At 65.2% G+C, this 18,161-nt stretch carries 18 protein-coding genes; 8 read left to right on the forward strand and 10 right to left on the reverse strand.

Annotated features, from left to right (window positions below):
* Nucleotides 1-41 precede the first annotated feature (41 nt).
* From VB738_RS03265 to VB738_RS03285, 5 genes are all read right to left on the reverse strand, one after another.
* A complete protein-coding gene (locus VB738_RS03265; protein WP_323304362.1) occupies nucleotides 42-1,121 on the reverse strand; it encodes a glycosyltransferase family 4 protein in 1,080 nt (359 codons plus the stop codon).
* A gap of 1 nt (nucleotide 1,122) precedes the next feature.
* Entirely contained in the window at nucleotides 1,123-2,103 is a 981-nt protein-coding gene (locus VB738_RS03270) for a glycosyltransferase family 2 protein (RefSeq protein WP_323304363.1), read from the reverse strand.
* 134 nt (nucleotides 2,104-2,237) lie between these two features.
* Nucleotides 2,238-3,656, reverse strand: a complete 1,419-nt coding sequence (locus tag VB738_RS03275; protein ID WP_323304364.1) for an ABC transporter ATP-binding protein — start codon at nucleotides 3,654-3,656, stop codon at nucleotides 2,238-2,240.
* Nucleotide 3,657: 1 nt separating this feature from the next.
* Entirely contained in the window at nucleotides 3,658-4,464 is an 807-nt protein-coding gene (locus VB738_RS03280; protein ID WP_323304365.1) for an ABC transporter permease, read from the reverse strand.
* A 338-nt stretch (nucleotides 4,465-4,802) separates the two neighbouring features.
* Complete coding sequence (locus VB738_RS03285) at nucleotides 4,803-5,261, reverse strand: GNAT family N-acetyltransferase (RefSeq protein WP_323304366.1); 459 nt, start codon at nucleotides 5,259-5,261, stop codon at nucleotides 4,803-4,805.
* Between the two features lie 163 nt (nucleotides 5,262-5,424).
* Here VB738_RS03285 and secA point away from each other — a divergent pair, with 163 nt between their 5' ends.
* From secA to VB738_RS03300, 3 genes are read left to right on the forward strand one after another with little or no spacing between them, the layout of a single operon-like run.
* A complete protein-coding gene (secA, locus tag VB738_RS03290) occupies nucleotides 5,425-8,259 on the forward strand; it encodes a preprotein translocase subunit SecA (protein WP_323304367.1) in 2,835 nt (944 codons plus the stop codon).
* Nucleotides 8,260-8,305: 46 nt separating this feature from the next.
* Complete coding sequence (locus VB738_RS03295; RefSeq protein ID WP_323304368.1) at nucleotides 8,306-8,581, forward strand: type II toxin-antitoxin system VapB family antitoxin; 276 nt, start codon at nucleotides 8,306-8,308, stop codon at nucleotides 8,579-8,581.
* Nucleotides 8,581-8,973: a type II toxin-antitoxin system VapC family toxin gene (locus VB738_RS03300; protein WP_323304369.1), complete on the forward strand. Its 393-nt coding sequence runs from the start codon at nucleotides 8,581-8,583 to the stop codon at nucleotides 8,971-8,973. The genes VB738_RS03295 and VB738_RS03300 overlap by 1 nt, the downstream gene beginning before the upstream one ends.
* 15 nt (nucleotides 8,974-8,988) lie before the next feature.
* On the opposite strand, the gene cysE is transcribed toward VB738_RS03300, so the two are convergent.
* Both cysE and VB738_RS03310 read right to left on the reverse strand, forming a co-directional pair.
* Nucleotides 8,989-9,738 (reverse strand): serine O-acetyltransferase, encoded by a 750-nt coding sequence (gene cysE / locus VB738_RS03305; protein ID WP_323304370.1) that lies wholly within the window; start codon nucleotides 9,736-9,738, stop codon nucleotides 8,989-8,991.
* Nucleotides 9,739-9,750: 12 nt separating this feature from the next.
* Nucleotides 9,751-10,740, reverse strand: coding sequence for a GntR family transcriptional regulator (locus VB738_RS03310; protein ID WP_015109798.1), 990 nt, complete (start codon nucleotides 10,738-10,740; stop codon nucleotides 9,751-9,753).
* 104 nt (nucleotides 10,741-10,844) lie between these two features.
* On the opposite strand from VB738_RS03310, the gene VB738_RS03315 reads away from it, so the two are divergent.
* A complete protein-coding gene (locus VB738_RS03315; RefSeq protein ID WP_323304371.1) occupies nucleotides 10,845-11,654 on the forward strand; it encodes a dienelactone hydrolase family protein in 810 nt (269 codons plus the stop codon).
* Between the two features lie 29 nt (nucleotides 11,655-11,683).
* Here the strand turns inward: VB738_RS03315 and infC are convergent, their stop codons facing one another.
* Both infC and miaA read right to left on the reverse strand, forming a co-directional pair.
* Complete coding sequence (infC, locus tag VB738_RS03320; protein ID WP_323304372.1) at nucleotides 11,684-12,265, reverse strand: translation initiation factor IF-3; 582 nt, start codon at nucleotides 12,263-12,265, stop codon at nucleotides 11,684-11,686.
* Between the two features lie 20 nt (nucleotides 12,266-12,285).
* Nucleotides 12,286-13,275: a tRNA (adenosine(37)-N6)-dimethylallyltransferase MiaA gene (miaA, locus tag VB738_RS03325; RefSeq protein WP_416233142.1), complete on the reverse strand. Its 990-nt coding sequence runs from the start codon at nucleotides 13,273-13,275 to the stop codon at nucleotides 12,286-12,288.
* 198 nt (nucleotides 13,276-13,473) lie between these two features.
* Here miaA and gyrB point away from each other — a divergent pair, with 198 nt between their 5' ends.
* Both gyrB and VB738_RS03335 read left to right on the forward strand, forming a co-directional pair.
* Entirely contained in the window at nucleotides 13,474-15,432 is a 1,959-nt protein-coding gene (gyrB, locus tag VB738_RS03330) for a DNA topoisomerase (ATP-hydrolyzing) subunit B (protein WP_323304374.1), read from the forward strand.
* On the forward strand, nucleotides 15,432-15,767 hold the full coding sequence (locus VB738_RS03335) for an SH3 domain-containing protein (protein WP_323304375.1): 336 nt from the start codon (nucleotides 15,432-15,434) through the stop codon (nucleotides 15,765-15,767). The genes gyrB and VB738_RS03335 overlap by 1 nt, the downstream gene beginning before the upstream one ends.
* A 32-nt stretch (nucleotides 15,768-15,799) precedes the next feature.
* On the opposite strand, the gene VB738_RS03340 is transcribed toward VB738_RS03335, so the two are convergent.
* Nucleotides 15,800-16,279 (reverse strand): glutathione peroxidase, encoded by a 480-nt coding sequence (locus VB738_RS03340; protein WP_323304376.1) that lies wholly within the window; start codon nucleotides 16,277-16,279, stop codon nucleotides 15,800-15,802.
* Between the two features lie 79 nt (nucleotides 16,280-16,358).
* Here VB738_RS03340 and mgtE point away from each other — a divergent pair, with 79 nt between their 5' ends.
* Nucleotides 16,359-17,735: a magnesium transporter gene (gene mgtE / locus VB738_RS03345; RefSeq protein WP_323304377.1), complete on the forward strand. Its 1,377-nt coding sequence runs from the start codon at nucleotides 16,359-16,361 to the stop codon at nucleotides 17,733-17,735.
* Between the two features lie 98 nt (nucleotides 17,736-17,833).
* Nucleotides 17,834-18,161: sigma-70 factor domain-containing protein (locus VB738_RS03350; protein WP_323304378.1), on the forward strand; the 328-nt coding region annotated here is incomplete at its 3' end.

Here is an 18,161-nt window from a genome sequence, read left to right on the forward strand (position 1 = left end):
TCAGATAGCCGATCCGTCGTCCTTCGGCAGTCTGGCTGGCGTCAGCCGCGTATCTTCCGAAGGACCCGCTTCATTTCTCTCTTGAGGCGAAATGGGATCGCGCCAGACTTGCCCTTCTGGATTCCGTGGTAGATGTGTTGTTCGCCATAGCATTCTGATGACGGCTTCAGAATAAAATCGAGAACCCGTCCTTGATCTTCTTCCCAGTTTGTCAGCAGTTGCGCTGCAGTCCGATGGGCATTCTCGCAAATCCATCCGATGTTCTTGAATGTCAATGGCTTGAGACTGGCAGGGTTGTAGAGCATCCCGTTGACACCATCAACAATGTACTCATTCATGGTTCCATTGTTCGGCGCGACGACGCACAGTCCGGCTGATAGTGCCTCCAGAAAGGACTGGCCAATTCCTTCTTCCAGTCGGGGGGCAATGTAGACGTCACAATCTCTGATGATTCGCATGATCTCTGCCTTGCTTTCTAGCCAGTGGCTGATCGTCAACGATTGGCAGTTGGGGAAGGCTGAGCGGACGTCCTGTTCGCTGGTTTCGACTTCTCCAGGATCGGCAGGCAGATGGACATGCAGGCTCAGATCTGCTTGCTGCTCGCACAATAGCTGACCAACCATCTCGATCGAAATCTCCGATGGCCTTCTGGCCCAGAAGAAGGCATGAAGGCTGTCTTTGAAGCGATGCCCATCAACAGCGAAATTCCTGCCTGCGTTCGGGGGCATGTATTGGCATTGCATCGATGCGATTCCATTGCTAGTTGCGATGGCATGAACAGCTGCAGAGAAGCTGAGGACCTTTGAACCATGGAATGGGCTCCATAGTCTTCTCAGGTCAAACAGGGGCCCTTTGGCAATCCCAAATTGATCCAGCATTGGGATAAATGTTACGTTGGGATGATGTCTCGCTACGCAATCGGGCAGTCCTTGGGGAATGGCCTGAAAGATGACAATCGCATCGTAGGCTTCTAAGTTGCTGAAGCGGACAGGGGTGCCACCTTCCCAGCCTGAATCCCAGAAATAGTCGACCGTGTGCCCTTCGCTTGCCAACAAGCTCGGCAAGAAGAGTGTGGATCTTGTCTTCCGATGATAGGAGTGGTCGCAATAGGCAATCTTCATCTCACTGATCTCTTCTTCGAACTGAATTCTTCAGCCTGCCGAATGCCTTGACGGCGAGACGCCGATGGAGCCTTTGCAAAAGATAGCCCCTATAGGATAGTTCAGGGTAGAAGGCATTGGCCTCCTGCAAGGCGCTAGCCAAAGGAAGAGGCGGTCGTTCTATGAACAGTGACCGTCGTTCGTGCCAAGCAAAGAGGTGAAAGAACAAGGATCTGATGACTTCAGATCTCAGGAGCGGATAGGTCCTTTCGGCAATCAGCAGCATTTCGTTCGCATGGCTCCTGATGTCGCTTGACATACCACCGATTGAGTAGAGCACCGTTGGAATGCTTACGACTTTCACTCTGGCTCCACCTTTAACGGCTCGAATGATCCAATCTGAGTCAGCTGCAATCTGCAGGCTCGAATCAAATTCTCCGACTTTCTGGAAGATGGAGCGATGAGCATAGACACCGTTGTGGCATAGGTTTGGACATCGAAAGACAAGGAACCGGTCCAGACCTGACGGTAGCCAGAGAGTCTCTGTTTTGCCTTTAATGGCCAGTGCTGCCGATGCTAGGATGTCGACATTACGATGGCTCCCATGCAATTTCTCAGCGATCTTGCTGGCGCCTTTGGGGATGATGCGATCGTCAGCATTGACGAAGCAGACATACTCGCCTCGTGCAAGACGAAGTCCCTTGTTCATCGCATCATAGATTCCATGGTCAGCTTCTCTGACTAGAACGTCAATCATCTGGGCATGCTGATCCAAAATCCGATCCGTGCCATCGTTAGAGTTGCCATCAATGACGATGTACTCGCACGCAAAAAGGGATTTACAGCTGGCGACACTTGAGATTGTGGCTTCAATGCTGTTGAAGGAGTTGTAGCTGACTGTGATGAAAGAGATGAATGGTCGTTCTGTCGACGGCTCTGCAGGCCCACGACTGTGGTGTTCCATTGCGCGGACTCTGGCCATCAATTGCTTGGTAAATGGCACCACACTTCAGGGTGACCTTGGGCGCTTCTGACTCACTCCATGGTACAGGCCTTATTGCAGGCCAGCGTCATTGACCTCTTAACCAGCGAGGTTATGGCGCTTCTCTGCCGCGCTCTTCGCCGGGCAGTCGCCCGTCAGGTCCGCATCTCCTGGAAGGCCACCCTGATGTTCATGGTTGTCGTCGCGAAGACGCCATAGATGGGCCGCTCGCCAACCATGGGCTCAAACACCAAGGTGTCCGTCTTGTAATGCAGAACCTGGAATCCCGTGGCGTCACCGTTGCTCACTGCTGCGGAGAGGCTGTAGCTCCCTGGTCGCAGAAAGGGCATCGTGAAGCCAAAGGAGAAAGTCACCATCTGCTGACTCTCAGCTCTCAGCTTCTTTTTCCCGATCGAACTCTCGCCGAAGATGATCTGTCCGGTTCGGTCTCTCACGACAAATCCGGCGATGAAGCTTTCGATGAATGTCTCGCAACGTGCCACGATTTCCAGTCGTGCTTCTTCACCGCACTTTGGTGCCGTCGTTGAGTCTCCATCCTTTTCACGCAGCACAACGCTGATGATGCTGGCTTGTCCATTGCCATAGTCCCGCTCGGAATCCCAGTTGACCTTCTCCCCTTGAGTCCCGTGAGTCTGTCCATCCGGTATAGCCATTGAACGTTCCCAGTCGAACTCGATGGTTTTGCTCGCATGGCCGGTTTCAGACAAACCACGTTTCTCGCGATTCTCGGTTGGCGAGCCGGTTTCTCCTGCGGTACCCGACGTGATTTTCGCCTGCTCGACCTCGGCATTCGAGGCCTCCAGGCAGCTTCTTGTATAGGCCGTGAGGATGGCAGCGGTTGCGGTATCCATACGGACGCGACCAGAATCAATCCAGATGGCCCTTTCGCAGAGACTGGAAACAGCATTGAGATCGTGGCTGACAAACAGGAGTGTCCCCTGCTCCGTGAACCGCCTGATGAAGCGCATGCACCGCTGGCCAAAGACCGCATCTCCCACGCTGAGCGCTTCGTCAACGATCAGAACAGAGGGTTCCACATGGGCGATCACGGCGAAGGCCAGCCTGACGAGCATGCCACTGGAATAGGTCTTGACAGGCTGGTTGACGAAGTCACCGATGTCGGCAAAGGCCTGGATATCTTCCAGCTTTGCCCTGATCTGTTCTTGCGTCAGACCCAGCAGAGAGGCATTGAGAAATACGTTCTCGATGCCTGTGAATTCCGGATTGAAGCCACTGCCCAACTCCAGAAGTGCGGCGATGGTGCCACTCGTTCTGACGCTCCCCTCCGTTGGCGCCAGTGTACCGCAAATCATCTGCAGCAGTGTGCTCTTGCCGCTGCCATTCCTGCCAATGATCGCGACGGTTTCCCCAGCCTTGATCTCTAGGTCGACATTCCGCAGTGCCCAGAACTCGCGATAGTACTTGCGACGCCCGCGCCACAGTGCCTGTTTGAGTCTGTCCGTAGGCTTGGCATAGATCTGATAGCACTTGCCAAGATCGCTGACGTGGATCGGATGGAGATCCTCGCTGGAGTCGACGTTGTGTTGGGTCACGTCAGATGACATCGGCAAACGCTGGCTTCGCTTTCTGGAAGGCGCGATAGGAGGCTTCGCAGGCGACTAGGGAAACGGCAATGCCAAGAATAATGTATGTGATGCTCGGTGACTGGCCAAGAATGGCCACAGCCCGCGTCTCCTCGATGACATGCGCCAGCGGGTTTAGCTGCAGGATGGGCAGCCAACGCGCCGGCAGCGCTGACAATGGAAAGAAAATCGGACTGAGAAACATGAGCATGCTCACGACCACGCCCACGAGTTGGCCAATGTCTCTCACGAACACCCCAAGGGCGGAGAGGATCCAGGTGATGGCGAGGGTACCCAGTAGAAAGGGCGTCCAGACGACGGGAAGCCAGAGGAAGCTCAGAGGAATCCGCCCATAAGCCGCGATTTCAAAGATGAGCAGGACCAGCAGGCTGGTGAGCGCGTGGAACCCCGCGGTTGCGGCGGAGACGGGCGCAAGAACCTCCAGGGGGAAGACAACTTTCTTGACGTAGTTCGGATTGGCAAGAACGAGACCGGGCGCGCGGTTCAGGCATTCCGAGAACAGATTGAAGACGATCAGGCCGGCAAACAGGTTGACGGCGAAGGCGAGCGGTCCGAGATCCTCTCCCGTCCCCCAGCGAGCCTTGAACACCTGGGAAAAGACGAGCGTGTAGACCGCCAGCATGGTCAGGGGCTGCACGATGCTCCAGCTCAGCCCCAGAATGGATCCTCTGTAGCGCCCCTGGATCTCCCGCTCACTGAGTCTCCAGATCAGTTCACGATGCCGCCAGATGGAGGCAGGAAAGCTGATCTTCACCATGATGCCGCCTTGAATTGACCCAACTCCAGGATCATCGGGCTCCCATGTCTGTGGACGTTTCGCGGTTCAGACCCATGGGATTGATCCCAGTCCCTTGTCTGGACATCCATGGGCACAACATGCCGTCATTGAAGTTGTGGGAATCGAGGATTGATCCGCAGGGCATAGTTCTAACCTACGTTCCGGCCTTGGACGTTGGCTGGGAAGGGCCGAGGGTTGAACCATGTTACTCCTCCCCAGGCGCCTGCTCCTGTGCCGTCGTCCCCATCCGGACGTGCTTCCCGACAGGTGCGGACTGTTGTCCGGCTGGAATGAATCTGACGGCTGCGAGTTATCTGCTACTGATCTTTCAGCATCAGCCGCTGGCTGTCCACCCGGCTGAAGCCCAGCTTCTCGTAGAAGCCCTCTCCCGTGGTGGTCATCAGGTAGACCCGCTCCGCCGCCGCCACCTCCCTGCTGGCCAGGAGCGCCTCGACAATCCCCCGTCCCAGTCCCCGGCCCTGGTGATTCTCAGCCACCACCACGTCCCACAGCACCGCCCGGAACACCCCGTCGCTGGTGGCACGCCCGAAGCCCACCAGGGTGCCCCCCTGCCAGGCGCTCACCACCACCTCGCTGCCGCTGAGCATCCGCCCCAGCTGGGAGGGCCGGCGGCCGGTGGCCCAGAAGCTGTGGCCATCAAGCAGGGCGCCGAGGGCCGCCAACCGCCAGCGCAGGCGCAGGCGCAGCCGGCCGTGACGAACCAGCCGGATCGGGGCGACGGAAGGGGCTTCGGGCCTGGGGGGGGCGGTGCTCAACGGACCGGGGTGGGGCGCATCAACTGCGAATCTTGCTTGGTGGCCCCTCCAGGTGCGGATCACCGCCGGTTCGGGCGCTGAAAACCCTTGCTGCAGCTCGTTTCTGCGCGCTCAGGTGCCATTTTGCGATGGTAGGGTGAGTCACTACGGACAGGCCCCTTCCATGCTCAAGCTGCTGCTGGGTGATCCCAATGCCCGCAAGCTGAAGCGTTACCAGCCGTTGGTGTCCGACATCAATCTGCTGGAGGAGGAGATCGAGCCCCTCAGCGACGAGGAGCTCAGGGGCCTGACGGCCGAGTTCCGCCAGAAGCTGGAGAAACCGGAAACGGTGGCACGCCGCAAGGCCCTGCTCGATGAGCTGCTGCCCCAGGCCTTCGCCGTGGTGCGGGAGGCGGGCAAGCGGGTGCTGGGCATGCGCCACTTCGACGTGCAGCTGATCGGCGGCATGGTGCTGCACAACGCCCAGATCGCCGAGATGAAGACCGGCGAGGGCAAGACCCTGGTGGCCACCCTGCCGGCCTACCTCAATGCCCTCACGGGGGCCGGGGTCCACGTGGTCACGGTCAACGACTACCTGGCGCGCCGCGACGCCGAGTGGATGGGCCAGATCCACCGCTTCCTGGGCCTGAGCGTCGGCCTGATCCAGCAGGACATGAGCCCGCCGGAGCGGCGGCGCAACTACGCCTGCGACATCACCTACGCCACCAACTCCGAGCTGGGCTTCGACTACCTGCGCGACAACATGGCGAGCGACATCGCCGAGGTGGTGCAGCGCGATTTCCACTACTGCATCATCGACGAGGTGGATTCGATCCTCGTTGACGAGGCCCGCACCCCCCTGATCATCTCCGGCCAGATCGAGCGGCCTCAGGAGAAGTACATGCAGGCGGCCCGGATCGCCGCCGAGCTGGAGCGCGCCGCCGAGATGGGTAAGGACGGCATCGATCCCGAGGGCGACTACGAGGTCGACGAGAAACAGCGCAACGTCACCCTCACCGACGAGGGCTACCAGAAGGCCGAGCAGCTGCTCGGTGTCCAGGACCTGTTCAACCCCCAGGACCCCTGGGCCCATTTCATCAACAACGCCCTCAAGGCCAAGGAGCTGTTCGTCAAGGACGTCAACTACATCGTGCGCGACTCCGATGCCGTGATCGTCGACGAGTTCACCGGCCGGGTGATGCCGGGGCGCCGCTGGAGCGACGGCCTGCACCAGGCGATCGAGGCGAAGGAGTCCCTGCCGATCCAGCCCGAGACCCAGACCCTGGCCAGCATCACCTACCAGAACTTCTTCCTGCTCTACCCCCGCCTCGCCGGCATGACCGGCACCGCCAAGACCGAGGAGGTGGAGTTCGAGAAGACCTACAAGCTCGAGGTGGCCGTGGTCCCCACCAACCGGGTTCGCTCCCGGGCCGACTGGCCCGATCAGGTCTACAAGACCGAAACGGCCAAGTGGCAGGCCGTGGCCGCCGAGACCGCCCAGGTGCACAAGAGCGGCCGTCCCGTGCTGGTGGGCACCACCAGCGTTGAGAAATCCGAACATCTCTCCACCCTGCTGCAGGAGCAGGACATCCCCCACAACCTGCTCAACGCCAAGCCGGAGAACGTGGAGCGGGAGGCCGAGATCGTGGCCCAGGCGGGCCGGGCCGGCGCCGTCACCATCGCCACCAACATGGCCGGCCGGGGCACCGACATCATCCTGGGGGGCAACAGCGACTACATGGCCCGCCTCAAGCTGCGGGAAGTGCTGTTGCCGCGGCTGGTGCGCCCCGAGGAGGGTCACCGTCCCCCTGTGCCCCTGCAGCGCTCCACAGAGGCGCCCGCCGGCTTCGGCGGTGCCGTGGCCCCCAGCTCCCGGCCGGCCAGTGAGGCTCGGGCCATCGGCAACCTCTATCCCTGCAGCCTCTCGGAAGACACCGAGAAGGCCCTTTCCAGCCTTTCCCGCGAACTGGTGGCGGCCTGGGGTGATCGCACCCTCACCGTGCTCGAACTCGAGGACCGCATCGCCCAGGCCGCCGAGAAGGCCCCCACCGACGATCCCCAGATCCAGCGGCTGCGGGAACTGATCGCCCGGGTGCGCGCCGAGTACGACGTGGTGGTGAAACAGGAGGAGGCCCAGGTGCGCGCCGCCGGTGGCCTGCACGTGATCGGCACGGAGCGCCACGAGTCGCGCCGCGTCGACAACCAGCTGCGCGGCCGGGCCGGCCGCCAGGGCGACCCCGGCAGCACCCGCTTCTTCCTGTCCCTGGAGGACAACCTCCTGCGCATCTTCGGTGGCGACCGGGTGGCGGGCCTGATGAACGCCTTCCGGGTGGAGGAGGACATGCCGATCGAATCGGGCATGCTCACCCGCTCCCTGGAGGGGGCGCAGAAGAAGGTGGAGACGTACTACTACGACATGCGCAAGCAGGTGTTCGAGTACGACGAGGTGATGAACAACCAGCGCAAGGCGGTGTACACCGAACGCCGCCGGGTGCTGGAGGGCCGGGAGCTCAAGCAGCAGGTGATCGGCTATGGCGAGCGCACCATCGACGACATCGTCGAGGCCTACGTGAACCCCGATCTGCCGCCCGAGGAGTGGGATCTCACCCGCCTGGTGGAGAAGGTCAAGGAGTTCATCTACCTGCTGGCGGATCTCTCCCCCGACCAGGTGGGGGGCCTGTCGATGGAGGAACTCAAGGCCTTCCTGCAGGAGCAGATGCGCAATGCCTACGACATCAAGGAGGGCCAGATCGAGCAGATGCGGCCGGGCCTGATGCGCGAGGCGGAGCGTTTCTTCATCCTCCAGCAGATCGACACCCTCTGGCGTGAACACCTGCAGGCCATGGAGGCCCTGAGGGAGTCGGTGGGCCTGCGGGGCTACGGCCAGAAGGATCCCCTGATCGAATACAAGAACGAGGGTTACGACATGTTCCTGGAGATGATGACCCAGATGCGGCGCAACGTGATCTATTCGATGTTCATGTTCCAGCCCCAGGTGCCGCAGACGGTCACGGCCTGAGGAACAGCAAGGGTAGAATTTCTATCTCTTCTACCCTGGCGGTGCCATGGGCATGAACATCAAGGATCCGGAAGTGCATGCCATGGCACGCGAGCTGGCTGCCCGCCGGTCCACCACCGTGACCAATGCGGTGCGACAAGCCCTCAGCGCCGAGCTTGAGCGCAGCCAGCACGGGGAGGAAGAGATGGCCAGTGCGGTCGCGGCTCGGCATGCCCGGCTTCAGGAGCTGTTGCAGCGATTTCGCCAGATTCAGTGGCCGGAGGGCGTGACCAGCAAGGAGTTGCAGGACGAGCTCTATGACGATCAGGGGTTGCCGGTGTGATGGTGGTGGACACCTCTGCTTTGGTGGCGATCCTCAAGGCAGAAGCGGAGGCAGCGGCCCTCCTGCACTGCTTGGGCGAGAGTCGCAACAGCACCATCGTCATGCCCACCCTGCTGGAGGCTCAGATGGTGATGTTCAGCCAGGTCGGTGACGCCGGATTGGTTGACCTGGAACTGCTGCTGAGCCGAGCTGAGATCCGGCCCCTGGCCTTCGATGCGAACCATCTGCGCTGGGCCTTGCACGGTTGGCAGTACTACGGCAAGGGTCGCCACCGGGCAGGCCTGAACTTCGGGGATTGCTTCAGCTATGGCCTGGCCATGGCTCTGGATCGGCCCCTGTTGTTCAAGGGCGACGACTTCTCCCAAACCGACGTCAAAGTGGCCGTGTTCTGAAGGCGCTCCGCGGCTTCAGTTCTGGATCTCTGGGTTATCTCCCAGAAACTCCAGAATCTCCCGGTCGCGCAGGTTCTGGGCGGTGCCGCTGCAGGGCTCCTTCAGGGGCCGGCCGGCGGCCACCTCCTGCAGGCAGGCCTGAAGCCGGTTGACGTCGTTCTCCAGGCTGTCGATCCGCTCCATCAGGTTGCGGATCACGGCCGCCTCCGCATCCGGCAGGGCGGAGTGGGCCAGGGGGTCGATCCGCGCCCCCGACTGATGGATCACCCGGCCGGGGATGCCCACCACGGTGCTGTCGGCCCCCACGTTGCGCAGCAGCACCGAGCCGGCACCGATGCGGGTGTTGGTGCCCACGGTGATCGCCCCGAGCACCTTGGCCCCCGCCCCCACCACCACGTTGTCCATCAGGGTGGGGTGGCGCTTGCCGTGCTCCTTGCCGGTGCCCCCCAGAGTCACGCCCTGGTACAGGAGGCAGTTGTCACCGATGACGCTGGTCTCGCCGATCACCACGCCCATGCCGTGGTCGATGAACACCCCCCGGCCGATTCGGGCCCCGGGGTGGATCTCCACCCCCGTCAGCAGGCGACCCAGCTGGCTCAGCAGCCGGGGGATCAGGGGCAGGCCCATCCGCCAGAGGCGGTGGCTGACGCGGTGCAGCTCCAGGGCGTGGAAGCCCGGGTAGCAAAGGAGGATCTCCAGGGTGCCCCGGGCGGCCGGATCCCTCTGCCGGATGATGGCCAGGTCGGCCCGGAGTGCATCGAGCATGGATTCCCGCCGTCAGGCCGCCAGGAGGCCGATCTCCTTGCGCAGTTGGTCAATGGTGGCGCTGCCAAGGTAGCTCTGCGCACAGTGCACCATGGGCAGGCGCATCAGCTGGGCGCGGTTCTGGCGCAAGGTCTGCTCCACCAGGGGCAGGCTGGGCTTGTCGCAGATCACGTGGCTGGAGGCCCGCAGCAGGGCCAGCAGACGGCTGCTGGTGTCGGGGTTGGCCGTCATCACCAGCAGCTCGTTGCCCCGCATGCTGTGCAGGATCACCTCGGCGGCCCGCAGGATGCCGGGGCTGATGCTCACCAGGCCCACGCAGCTGCCGGGGCGCAGTTCCTTGAGCATGCCCAGTTCGTGGCCGAAGTCGTTGAGGTCGACCGGAACCGCCCGCACCCCGTGCACCTTGGCGATCTGCTCCACCTCCTGCAGGAAGTAGCGGCTGGTCACCACCGTGCCCTTGCTGGAGGTCTCCAGCACCGACTCGAGCTCCTCGATCGGCACCACCTCCACGGGCACCTCCAGGCTGGGCTTGAGTTCCTCGGCGATCAGGATCGAGGCGCCGATGTCCTCGCGGGAGGTGCTCACCAGCACCCGGGCGCCGCAGCGCAGCCGCCAGTCGATCTCGCGGGTGAGCAGCTCCCGGGCCTGCTGCAGGGTGCAGCCGGCGTTGAGCAGGCCATCGACGCTCTGGCGCACCTCCCGGTCGATGTCGGGGAGGGCCTTGCTGCGCAGGCCCGGCGGCGGCTTGATCTCGCGCGGGTTCTGCTGGTCTCGCACATAGATCCCCGAGCCGGCCATCGCCTCCACCACGCCGTCGGTCTCGAGCTGGCGGTAGACCTTGCTGATCGTGTTGCGGTGCAGGCCGGTCTGCATGGCCAGCTGGCGTGTGCTCGGCAGCCGGTGGCCCGGTGGGTAGTGCCGGGCGGCGATGGCGAAGCAGATCTGGTTGTACAGCTGGGTCGACGCCGGGATGTCGCTCTCCTGCTGAATGTGAAAACGCACGCCGGTGTGGCCAAGGGGTCCTTGGCCGCCACCCTAAGGAGCTTTGGCCCCCGTGACAATTCCCCCGTTGGCATACGACCATGTGCCGGTTGCCCTGTGCCGGTTTGTCCCTCTCCACCTGCGAGGCCTCCTGGCAGACCCTCGACCCCCTGGGGCCGGGGCAGGTTCCCCTGCGCTGCTGGTGGGCCCGGCCCGCCGACGGGCCGCCCCGGGCCGGGGTGCTGGTGCTGCCGGAGGTGTTCGGCCTCAACGGCTGGATCCGGGGCGTGACGGAGCGGCTGGCGGCGGCGGGGTACGCGGCGCTGGCGGTGCCCCTGTTCGCCCGCACCGCCCCCGATCTGGAGCTGGGCTACGGCCCCGATGACCTGGCCCTGGGGCGCAGCCACAAGGAGCGCACCCGCACCGACCAGCTGCTCGCCGATGTGGGCCTGGCCGCCGACTGGCTCCAGCAGCAGCTGCCCCCCACGGCCGCGGCCCCAGGCCTGGGCTGCGTGGGCTTCTGCTTCGGCGGCCACGTCGCCCTGCTCGCGGCCAGCCTGCCGGCGGTGGCCGCCACGGTGGATTTCTACGGGGCCGGCGTGGCGGCGGGCCGCCCCGGCGGTGGTCCCCCCAGCCTGGAGCTGGTGCCGACCATTGGCGGCACCCTGCTGTGCATCTGCGGCCGGGAGGATCCCCTGATCCCGTCGTCTGACGTGGCGGCGATTGAAACGGCCCTGGCCACGGCGAATGCCGCCCGCTCCGCGGCCAAGCCGGCCGTGCGGCTCCACCGGCTGGTGGTGCTGGAGGGGGGGCACGGCTTCATGTGCGCGGCCCGCTCCGACCATCACCCCGCTTCAGCGGCGGTCGGCTGGTCCCTGCTGCTGGACACCTTCGCGCGGCAGCTGGGGCCGGAAGGGGGGCGGACGGAATCCTGAGGGGGCTCAGGCCGGAACGTGAAGAGGGTTCAGCCGGCCGTGGCCGCTGGCGTCTTGCCGGCCGCCTGCTTGCGCGGGCTCAGGAACATGATCATGTTGCGGCCCTCGCGCTTGGGGGGCTGTTGGATCTCGGCGTTCTCCTCGAGGTCCTTGGCCATGCGGTAGAGCAGCTGCTCGGCCAGGGCCGTGTGCTGGATCTCCCGGCCCCGGAAGATCACCGTGCACTTCACCTTGTCGCCGGACTTGAGGAAGCGCACCGCCTGACCGATGCGCACCTGATAGTCGTGGGAGTCGATCTTGTAGCGCATCTTCACCTCCTTGACTTCGGTCTGGTGCGACTTCTTCTTGGCCTCCTTGGCCTTTTTCTCCTGTTCGAACTTGTATTTGCCGTAATCCATGATCCGGCAGACCGGCGGATCGGCCTTCTCGCTCACCAGGACCAGATCCAGCTCCCGGTCGCGGGCGACATCGAGGGCCGCCTCTCGGGTGATGACTCCCAGTTGACTGCCGTCCGCATCCACCACACGAAGGTTGGGGTAGCTGATGCGGTCGTTGATGTTGGGCAGCTCCCGCACGGGAGCACGGCGATCAAAACGGGGACGGGGAGGCATTCACAGGGGCGGTTAGTCCTTCACCATAAACCGCCCGTGGCCGCCCCCAGCGCCCGCTGAAGCACATCCGCCTCCGAAGCCGGGGCCGCGCCGGCGTCCGTCAGCCAGAGGGGACGGTGCTGGCGCCGGAACCAGGTGCGCTGGCGCTTGGCGTACTGCCGCGTGCGCTGTTCCGTCAGGGCGACGGCGGCCTCCGGATCCAGTTCCCCCCGCAGCAGCCGCGCGGCCTCGCCGTAGCCGATCGTCTCCAGCAGGGGGCAGTCGGCCCCGAAGCGGTCGATCAGCTGCGCCGTCTCCTGCAACAGGCCGTCGGTGAAAAGGGCGGCGGTGCGGCGGCGGATCCGCTCGGGCAGATCGGCCGGATCCAGGCCCAGCTCCAGCACCCGCCAGGGGGGAGGGGACTGGCCCTGCTGGGCCGACAGGGGCCTGCCGGTGGCGTAGAGCACCTCCAGGGCCCGGCTGGTGCGGACCGTGTCCGCCGCGGCGATGCGACCGGCCGCCGCCGGATCCGCCTGCCGCAGCACCTGGTGGCAGAACGGCTGGCCCAGGGCGGCGAACTGGGCCCTGAGGGCCGGCTGGGGCGGCACCGCCGGCGGCCGCAGGCCCGCCAGCAGGGCCTTGAGGTAAAGCCCGCTGCCCCCCACCAGCAGGGCCACGCCGCGGCGGCGATGCTCGGTATCGATGGCGGCGCTGGCCAAGGCCGTGAACTCCTGCAGGGTGAGGGGCCGGTCGGGGTCGCTCAGATCCAGCAGCTCGTGCCGCACCCGTGCGCGCTGCTCGGCGCTGGGCTTGGCGGTGCCCACGTCCATGTGGCGGTACATCTGGCGGGAGTCCACCGAGAGCACAGCCAGGTCGAGGGCTTCGGCCAGCTCGATCGCCAGGGCGGTCTTGCCGCTGGCCGTCGGGCCCAGCAGGGCGATCACCAGGGGGAGATCAGCGCCGGATTCGGCGCCCGGTTCGGCTCCGGAGGGGGGCGCCACGGGGCGGCCTGGGCGGGGGGATCGGGCCATCCTGCCGGAGGTGGGATCGAAGGGCGGTTGCACCCCCGGCCCGAATCGGTGCTCAGAGGCGCCTCTGGGGCCCTGCGGGACGGCGGTGGTAGATTGACCTTTGCGCAGCGTCCTTCAAGCGCCGCTTCGCCCCATCGCCGCCCCATCGCCCCTGGGATCCGCCGTCCTTGTCAGTCCCCTGGGGAACCATTTTTCTGAATGAGCGACGCCATCAAAGTCGAAGCGGCCTACGGCGCCGAACAGATTCAGGTGCTGGAAGGCCTGGAGCCGGTGCGGAAACGGCCCGGCATGTACATCGGCACCACCGGGCCCCGGGGTCTCCACCATCTCGTCTATGAGGTCGTCGACAACTCGGTCGATGAGGCCCTGGCGGGCCACTGCGACGAGATCCTGGTGACCCTGCACGGGGATGGTTCCGCCAGCGTCACCGACAACGGTCGCGGCATCCCCACCGACATCCATCCCCGCACCGGGCGCAGCGCCCTGGAGACGGTGCTGACCGTGCTCCACGCCGGCGGCAAGTTCGGCAGCGGCGGTTACAAGGTGTCCGGTGGCCTGCACGGCGTCGGCATCTCGGTGGTCAACGCCCTCAGCGAGTGGGTGGAGGTGACCGTCCACCGCCAGGGCCAGGTCCACCGCCAGCGGTTCGAGCGGGGCCTGCCGATCGGCACCCTCGCCTCCGAGGACGCCCCCGATGCCCACACCGGCACGTCGGTGCGCTTCCGGCCCGACATCGAGATCTTCAGCGGTGGGATCGAGTTCGATTACCACACCCTCTCGGCCCGTCTGCGGGAGCTGGCCTACCTCAATGGCGGTGTCCGCATCGTCTTCCGCGATGAGCGCTCCGCCGCCGCCAACGCCGCTGGTGAGGCCCACGAGGAGATCTACCACTACGAAGGCGGCATCAAGGAGTACGTCGCCTACATGAACGCGGAGAAGGATCCTCTGCATGCCGAGATCATCTATGTGAATGCCACCAAGGACGGCGTCCAGGTGGAGGCGGCCCTGCAGTGGTGCGTCGATGCCTATTCCGACAGCATCCTGGGGTTCGCCAACAACATCCGCACGGTCGACGGCGGCACCCACATCGAGGGCCTCAAGACGGTGCTCACCCGCACCCTCAACACCTTCGCCAAGAAGCGCGGCAAGCGCAAGGACGCCGACGCCAACCTGGCCGGTGAGAACATCCGCGAAGGTCTCACGGCCGTGCTGTCGGTCAAGGTGCCGGATCCGGAGTTCGAGGGCCAGACCAAGACCAAGCTGGGCAACACCGAGGTGCGCGGCATCGTGGACACCACGGTGGGGGAGGCGCTCGGCGAGTACCTGGAATTCAATCCCCAGGTGATCGACCTGATCCTCGAGAAGGCGATCCAGGCCTTCAACGCCGCCGAGGCCGCCCGCCGCGCCCGGGAGCTGGTCCGGCGCAAGTCGGTGCTGGAGAGCTCCACCCTGCCCGGCAAGCTGGCTGACTGCAGCTCCCGCGATCCCAGCGAGTCGGAGATCTACATCGTGGAGGGGGATTCGGCCGGTGGCTCCGCCAAGCAGGGCCGCGACCGCCGCTTCCAGGCCATCCTGCCCCTGCGCGGCAAGATCCTCAACATCGAGAAGACCGACGACGCCAAGATCTACAAGAACACCGAGATCCAGGCCCTGATCACGGCCCTGGGGCTGGGCATCAAGGGCGAGGACTTCGAGGAGAAGAACCTCCGCTATCACCGCATCGTCATCATGACGGACGCGGACGTGGACGGCGCCCACATCCGCACCCTGCTGCTCACCTTCTTCTACCGCTACCAGAAGGCCCTGGTGGAGGGCGGCTACATCTACATCGCCTGCCCGCCCCTCTACAAGGTGGAGCGCGGCAAGAATCACAACTACTGCTACAACGAAAACGAGCTCAAGAAGGTGCTGGAAGGCTTCGGGGAGAAGGCCAACTACAACATCCAGCGCTTCAAGGGCCTCGGCGAGATGATGCCCAAGCAGCTCTGGGAAACCACCATGGACCCGGAGACGCGGATGATGAAGCGGGTCGAGATCGAGGATGCCCTCGAGGCCGACCGCATCTTCACGATCCTGATGGGCGACAAGGTCGCCCCCCGCAGGGAGTTCATCGAGACCCACAGCGCCGAGCTGGATTTCGCCCAGCTCGACATCTGATGCGGCCGCGCCCCGCGATGCCTGTGCCGGCCTGGCGCTGGGCGGCCCTTCTGGGCTTCGCCCTGATGGCTCCCGCCGCCCTGCCCGCCGGGGGCGGCGAGCGGCGGCTGCCGGATGTGCGGCGGCGGGAGCGCCAGGCCGAGCCCCTGATCAGCAGCGGCAGCCTCGGACTGCACTGCGCCCCCCGCTGCCAGGCGCCGGTGCTGGTGCGCCTGGAAACCGGGGCCCCGCTGCGGGTGCTGAGGGAGTGGCTGGAGCCCGGCGGCCGCCGCTGGCTGCGGGTGGAGGCCTCCACCGCCGATGGCCGGACCAGCCGGGGCTGGCTGCCCGGCTGAGTCCGTCCCGAGCGGGGACTGCCCCCGCAGCCTCAGGCCGCCAGGGCCTGCTCGATCGCGGCGGTCAGTTCGGCGCCGTCCGGTTCCACGGCGCTCTTGAAGCGGGCCACCACAGTGCCATCCTTGCCGATCAGGAACTTCTCGAAGTTCCAGGCCACGTCGCCGGCGGGTTCGGCCTGGGTGAGGCTGTCGTAGGGGGCCGTCTTGGAGCCGGTGGCGTGCACCTTGTCGAACAGCTCGAAGCCGATGCCGTAGGTGGTGGAGCAGAACTGCTGGATCTCCTCGAGGGTCCCGGGCTCCTGGGCGCCGAAGTCGTTGCAGGGGAAACCGAGCACGGCGAAGCCCTGGGGGCCGAAGCGGTCCTGGATGGCCTGCAGGCCGGCGTACTGGCGGGTGAAGCCGCAGCGGCTGGCCACGTTGACGATCAGCAGCACCTGGCCGGACCACTCGCCGAGCCGCCGCTCCTGGCCGGCGGCGGTGCGCACCACCACGTCGCTCACGTTCACGGCCATGGGTTCCTGGAGAGGGGAGAACGCCGCGGACCCTAGCGGCCCAGCCCATACACTCGTACCCACCGGCATCCGAGGAGCGATGGCTGAGGCCTCCGCCGTCGCCGAGGTGGTGGCCCGCCAGCTGGAGGGGCTGCTGCAGGCGGGCAACTACGACGGCGCCAAACTGCTGCTGCAACCCGTGCAGCCGGTGGATTCCGCCGAGGCGATCGGCACCCTGCCGCGCACGCTCCAGGCCCTCGCCTTCCGGCTGCTGCCCAAGAACGAGGCCATCGAGGTCTACGAGTACCTCGACGGATCGGTGCAGCAGAGCCTGCTGGAGCGGCTGCGCTCCGGCGAGGTGCTGGAGCTGGTGGAGGAGATGTCCCCGGACGACCGGGTGCGGCTCTTCGATGAACTGCCGGCCAAGGTGGTGCGGCGGCTGTTGTCGGAGCTGAGTCCGGCGGAGCGGCGGGTCACCGCCCAGATGCTGGGCTACGAGGCCGAGACCGCCGGTCGCCTGATGACGACCGAGTTCATCGACCTCAAGGAATTCCACAGTGCCCAGCAGGCCCTCGACATCGTGCGTCGCCGGGCCCGGGACACCGAGACGATCTACAGCCTCTACGTGACCGATGCCTCCCGGCACCTCAGCGGCATGCTGTCGCTGCGGGATCTGGTGACGGCCGACCCGGAGGACCGGCTCGGGGATGTGATGACCCGGGAGGTGATGAGCGTCACCACCGACACCGACCAGGAGGAGGTGGCCCGGGTGATCCAGCGCTACGACTTCCTGGCCGTGCCGGTGGTGGACAGGGAGCAGCGGCTGGTGGGGATCGTCACCGTTGACGACGTCATCGACGTCATCCAGCAGGAGGCCACCCGCGACCTGTACGCGGCCGGCGCCGTGCAGGCCGGCGACGAGGACGACTACTTCCGCAGCAACCTGTTCACCGTGGCGCGGCGCCGGGTGGTGTGGCTGCTGGTGCTGCTGGTGGCCAACACCGGCACCTCGGCGGTGATCGCCTCCGAGCAGCTGGTGCTCAAGCAGGTGGTGCTGCTGGCGGCCTTCATCCCACTGCTGATCGGCACCGGCGGCAACGTGGGCGCCCAGAGCTCCACCGTGGTCATCCGGGGCCTCAGCACCCAGCGGCTGCAGTCCCTGGGCCCCTGGCGCACGATCGGCCGGGAGCTGATCGCCGGGGCGCTGCTGGGCGCTCTGCTGGCGGTGGTGGTGGTGCCCTGGGCCTGGACGATGGGGGGCAGTGCGCTGGTGGCCACCGCGGCCGGCATCAGCCTGGTGGCCATCACCACCCTGGCCGCCACCGCCGGAGCGGCTCTGCCGCTGCTGTTCGACCGCCTGGGGCTGGATCCGGCCCTGATGTCGGCCCCGTTCATCACCACGGCCACCGACGTGGCCGGCGTTTTCATCTACCTCAGGACCGCCCAGCTGCTGCTGCCGCGGCTCGGCAGCGGCTGATCCGGGCCCGCCAGAGGCGGGGTTTTCAGAGCTCCCGTTTCTGAGAGGAGTTCACACTTCGTGATGTTACGCTTTACAGACAGTTATGGATCGGATCCATGGTCGTCGCCCTCGCCTACGCCCAGCCCTCGACCTCCGACGCGGTCCACGTGGCCGAGACGCTCCAGGTGTCCGACACGGTCCAGACCGTGGTCCGCGCCTCCCCCGGCCGCTCCATGCCGCCGGTGGACGGCGACCTGGTCCGCTCCTACCTGCGGGACATCGGCCGCGTGCCGCTGCTCAGCCATGAACAGGAGATCACCCTGGGCCGCCAGGTGCAGGAGCTGATGGCCCTTGAGGAGATGCGCGAGGAGCTGAAGATGCGCTCGGGCGGCACCGATCCCAGCCAGCAGGAGCTGGCGGCGGCGGCGGGCCTGCGGCCGGAGG

Origin of the sequence: Cyanobium gracile UHCC 0139 (assembly GCF_034931325.1) — a bacterium.
Classification (GTDB): Bacteria; Cyanobacteriota; Cyanobacteriia; order PCC-6307; family Cyanobiaceae; genus Cyanobium; species Cyanobium gracile_B.

Bases quoted from the DNA above. Each gene is read 5' to 3' on its own strand.
- VB738_RS03300 (WP_323304369.1), top strand. From the start codon at position 8,581: ATGGTGGTGGACACCTCTGCTTTGGTGGCGATCCTCAAGGCAGAAGCG.
- VB738_RS03340 (WP_323304376.1), bottom strand. From the start codon at position 16,279: ATGGCCGTGAACGTGAGCGACGTGGTGGTGCGCACCGCCGCCGGCCAG.
- cysE (WP_323304370.1), bottom strand. From the start codon at position 9,738: ATGCTCGATGCACTCCGGGCCGACCTGGCCATCATCCGGCAGAGGGAT.
- gyrB (WP_323304374.1), top strand. From the start codon at position 13,474: ATGAGCGACGCCATCAAAGTCGAAGCGGCCTACGGCGCCGAACAGATT.
- secA (WP_323304367.1), top strand. From the start codon at position 5,425: ATGCTCAAGCTGCTGCTGGGTGATCCCAATGCCCGCAAGCTGAAGCGT.
- VB738_RS03335 (WP_323304375.1), top strand. From the start codon at position 15,432: ATGCGGCCGCGCCCCGCGATGCCTGTGCCGGCCTGGCGCTGGGCGGCC.
- VB738_RS03280 (WP_323304365.1), bottom strand. From the start codon at position 4,464: ATGGTGAAGATCAGCTTTCCTGCCTCCATCTGGCGGCATCGTGAACTG.
- mgtE (WP_323304377.1), top strand. From the start codon at position 16,359: ATGGCTGAGGCCTCCGCCGTCGCCGAGGTGGTGGCCCGCCAGCTGGAG.
- VB738_RS03265 (WP_323304362.1), bottom strand. From the start codon at position 1,121: ATGAAGATTGCCTATTGCGACCACTCCTATCATCGGAAGACAAGATCC.
- miaA (WP_416233142.1), bottom strand. From the start codon at position 13,275: ATGGCCCGATCCCCCCGCCCAGGCCGCCCCGTGGCGCCCCCCTCCGGA.
- VB738_RS03295 (WP_323304368.1), top strand. From the start codon at position 8,306: ATGGGCATGAACATCAAGGATCCGGAAGTGCATGCCATGGCACGCGAG.
- infC (WP_323304372.1), bottom strand. From the start codon at position 12,265: ATGCCTCCCCGTCCCCGTTTTGATCGCCGTGCTCCCGTGCGGGAGCTG.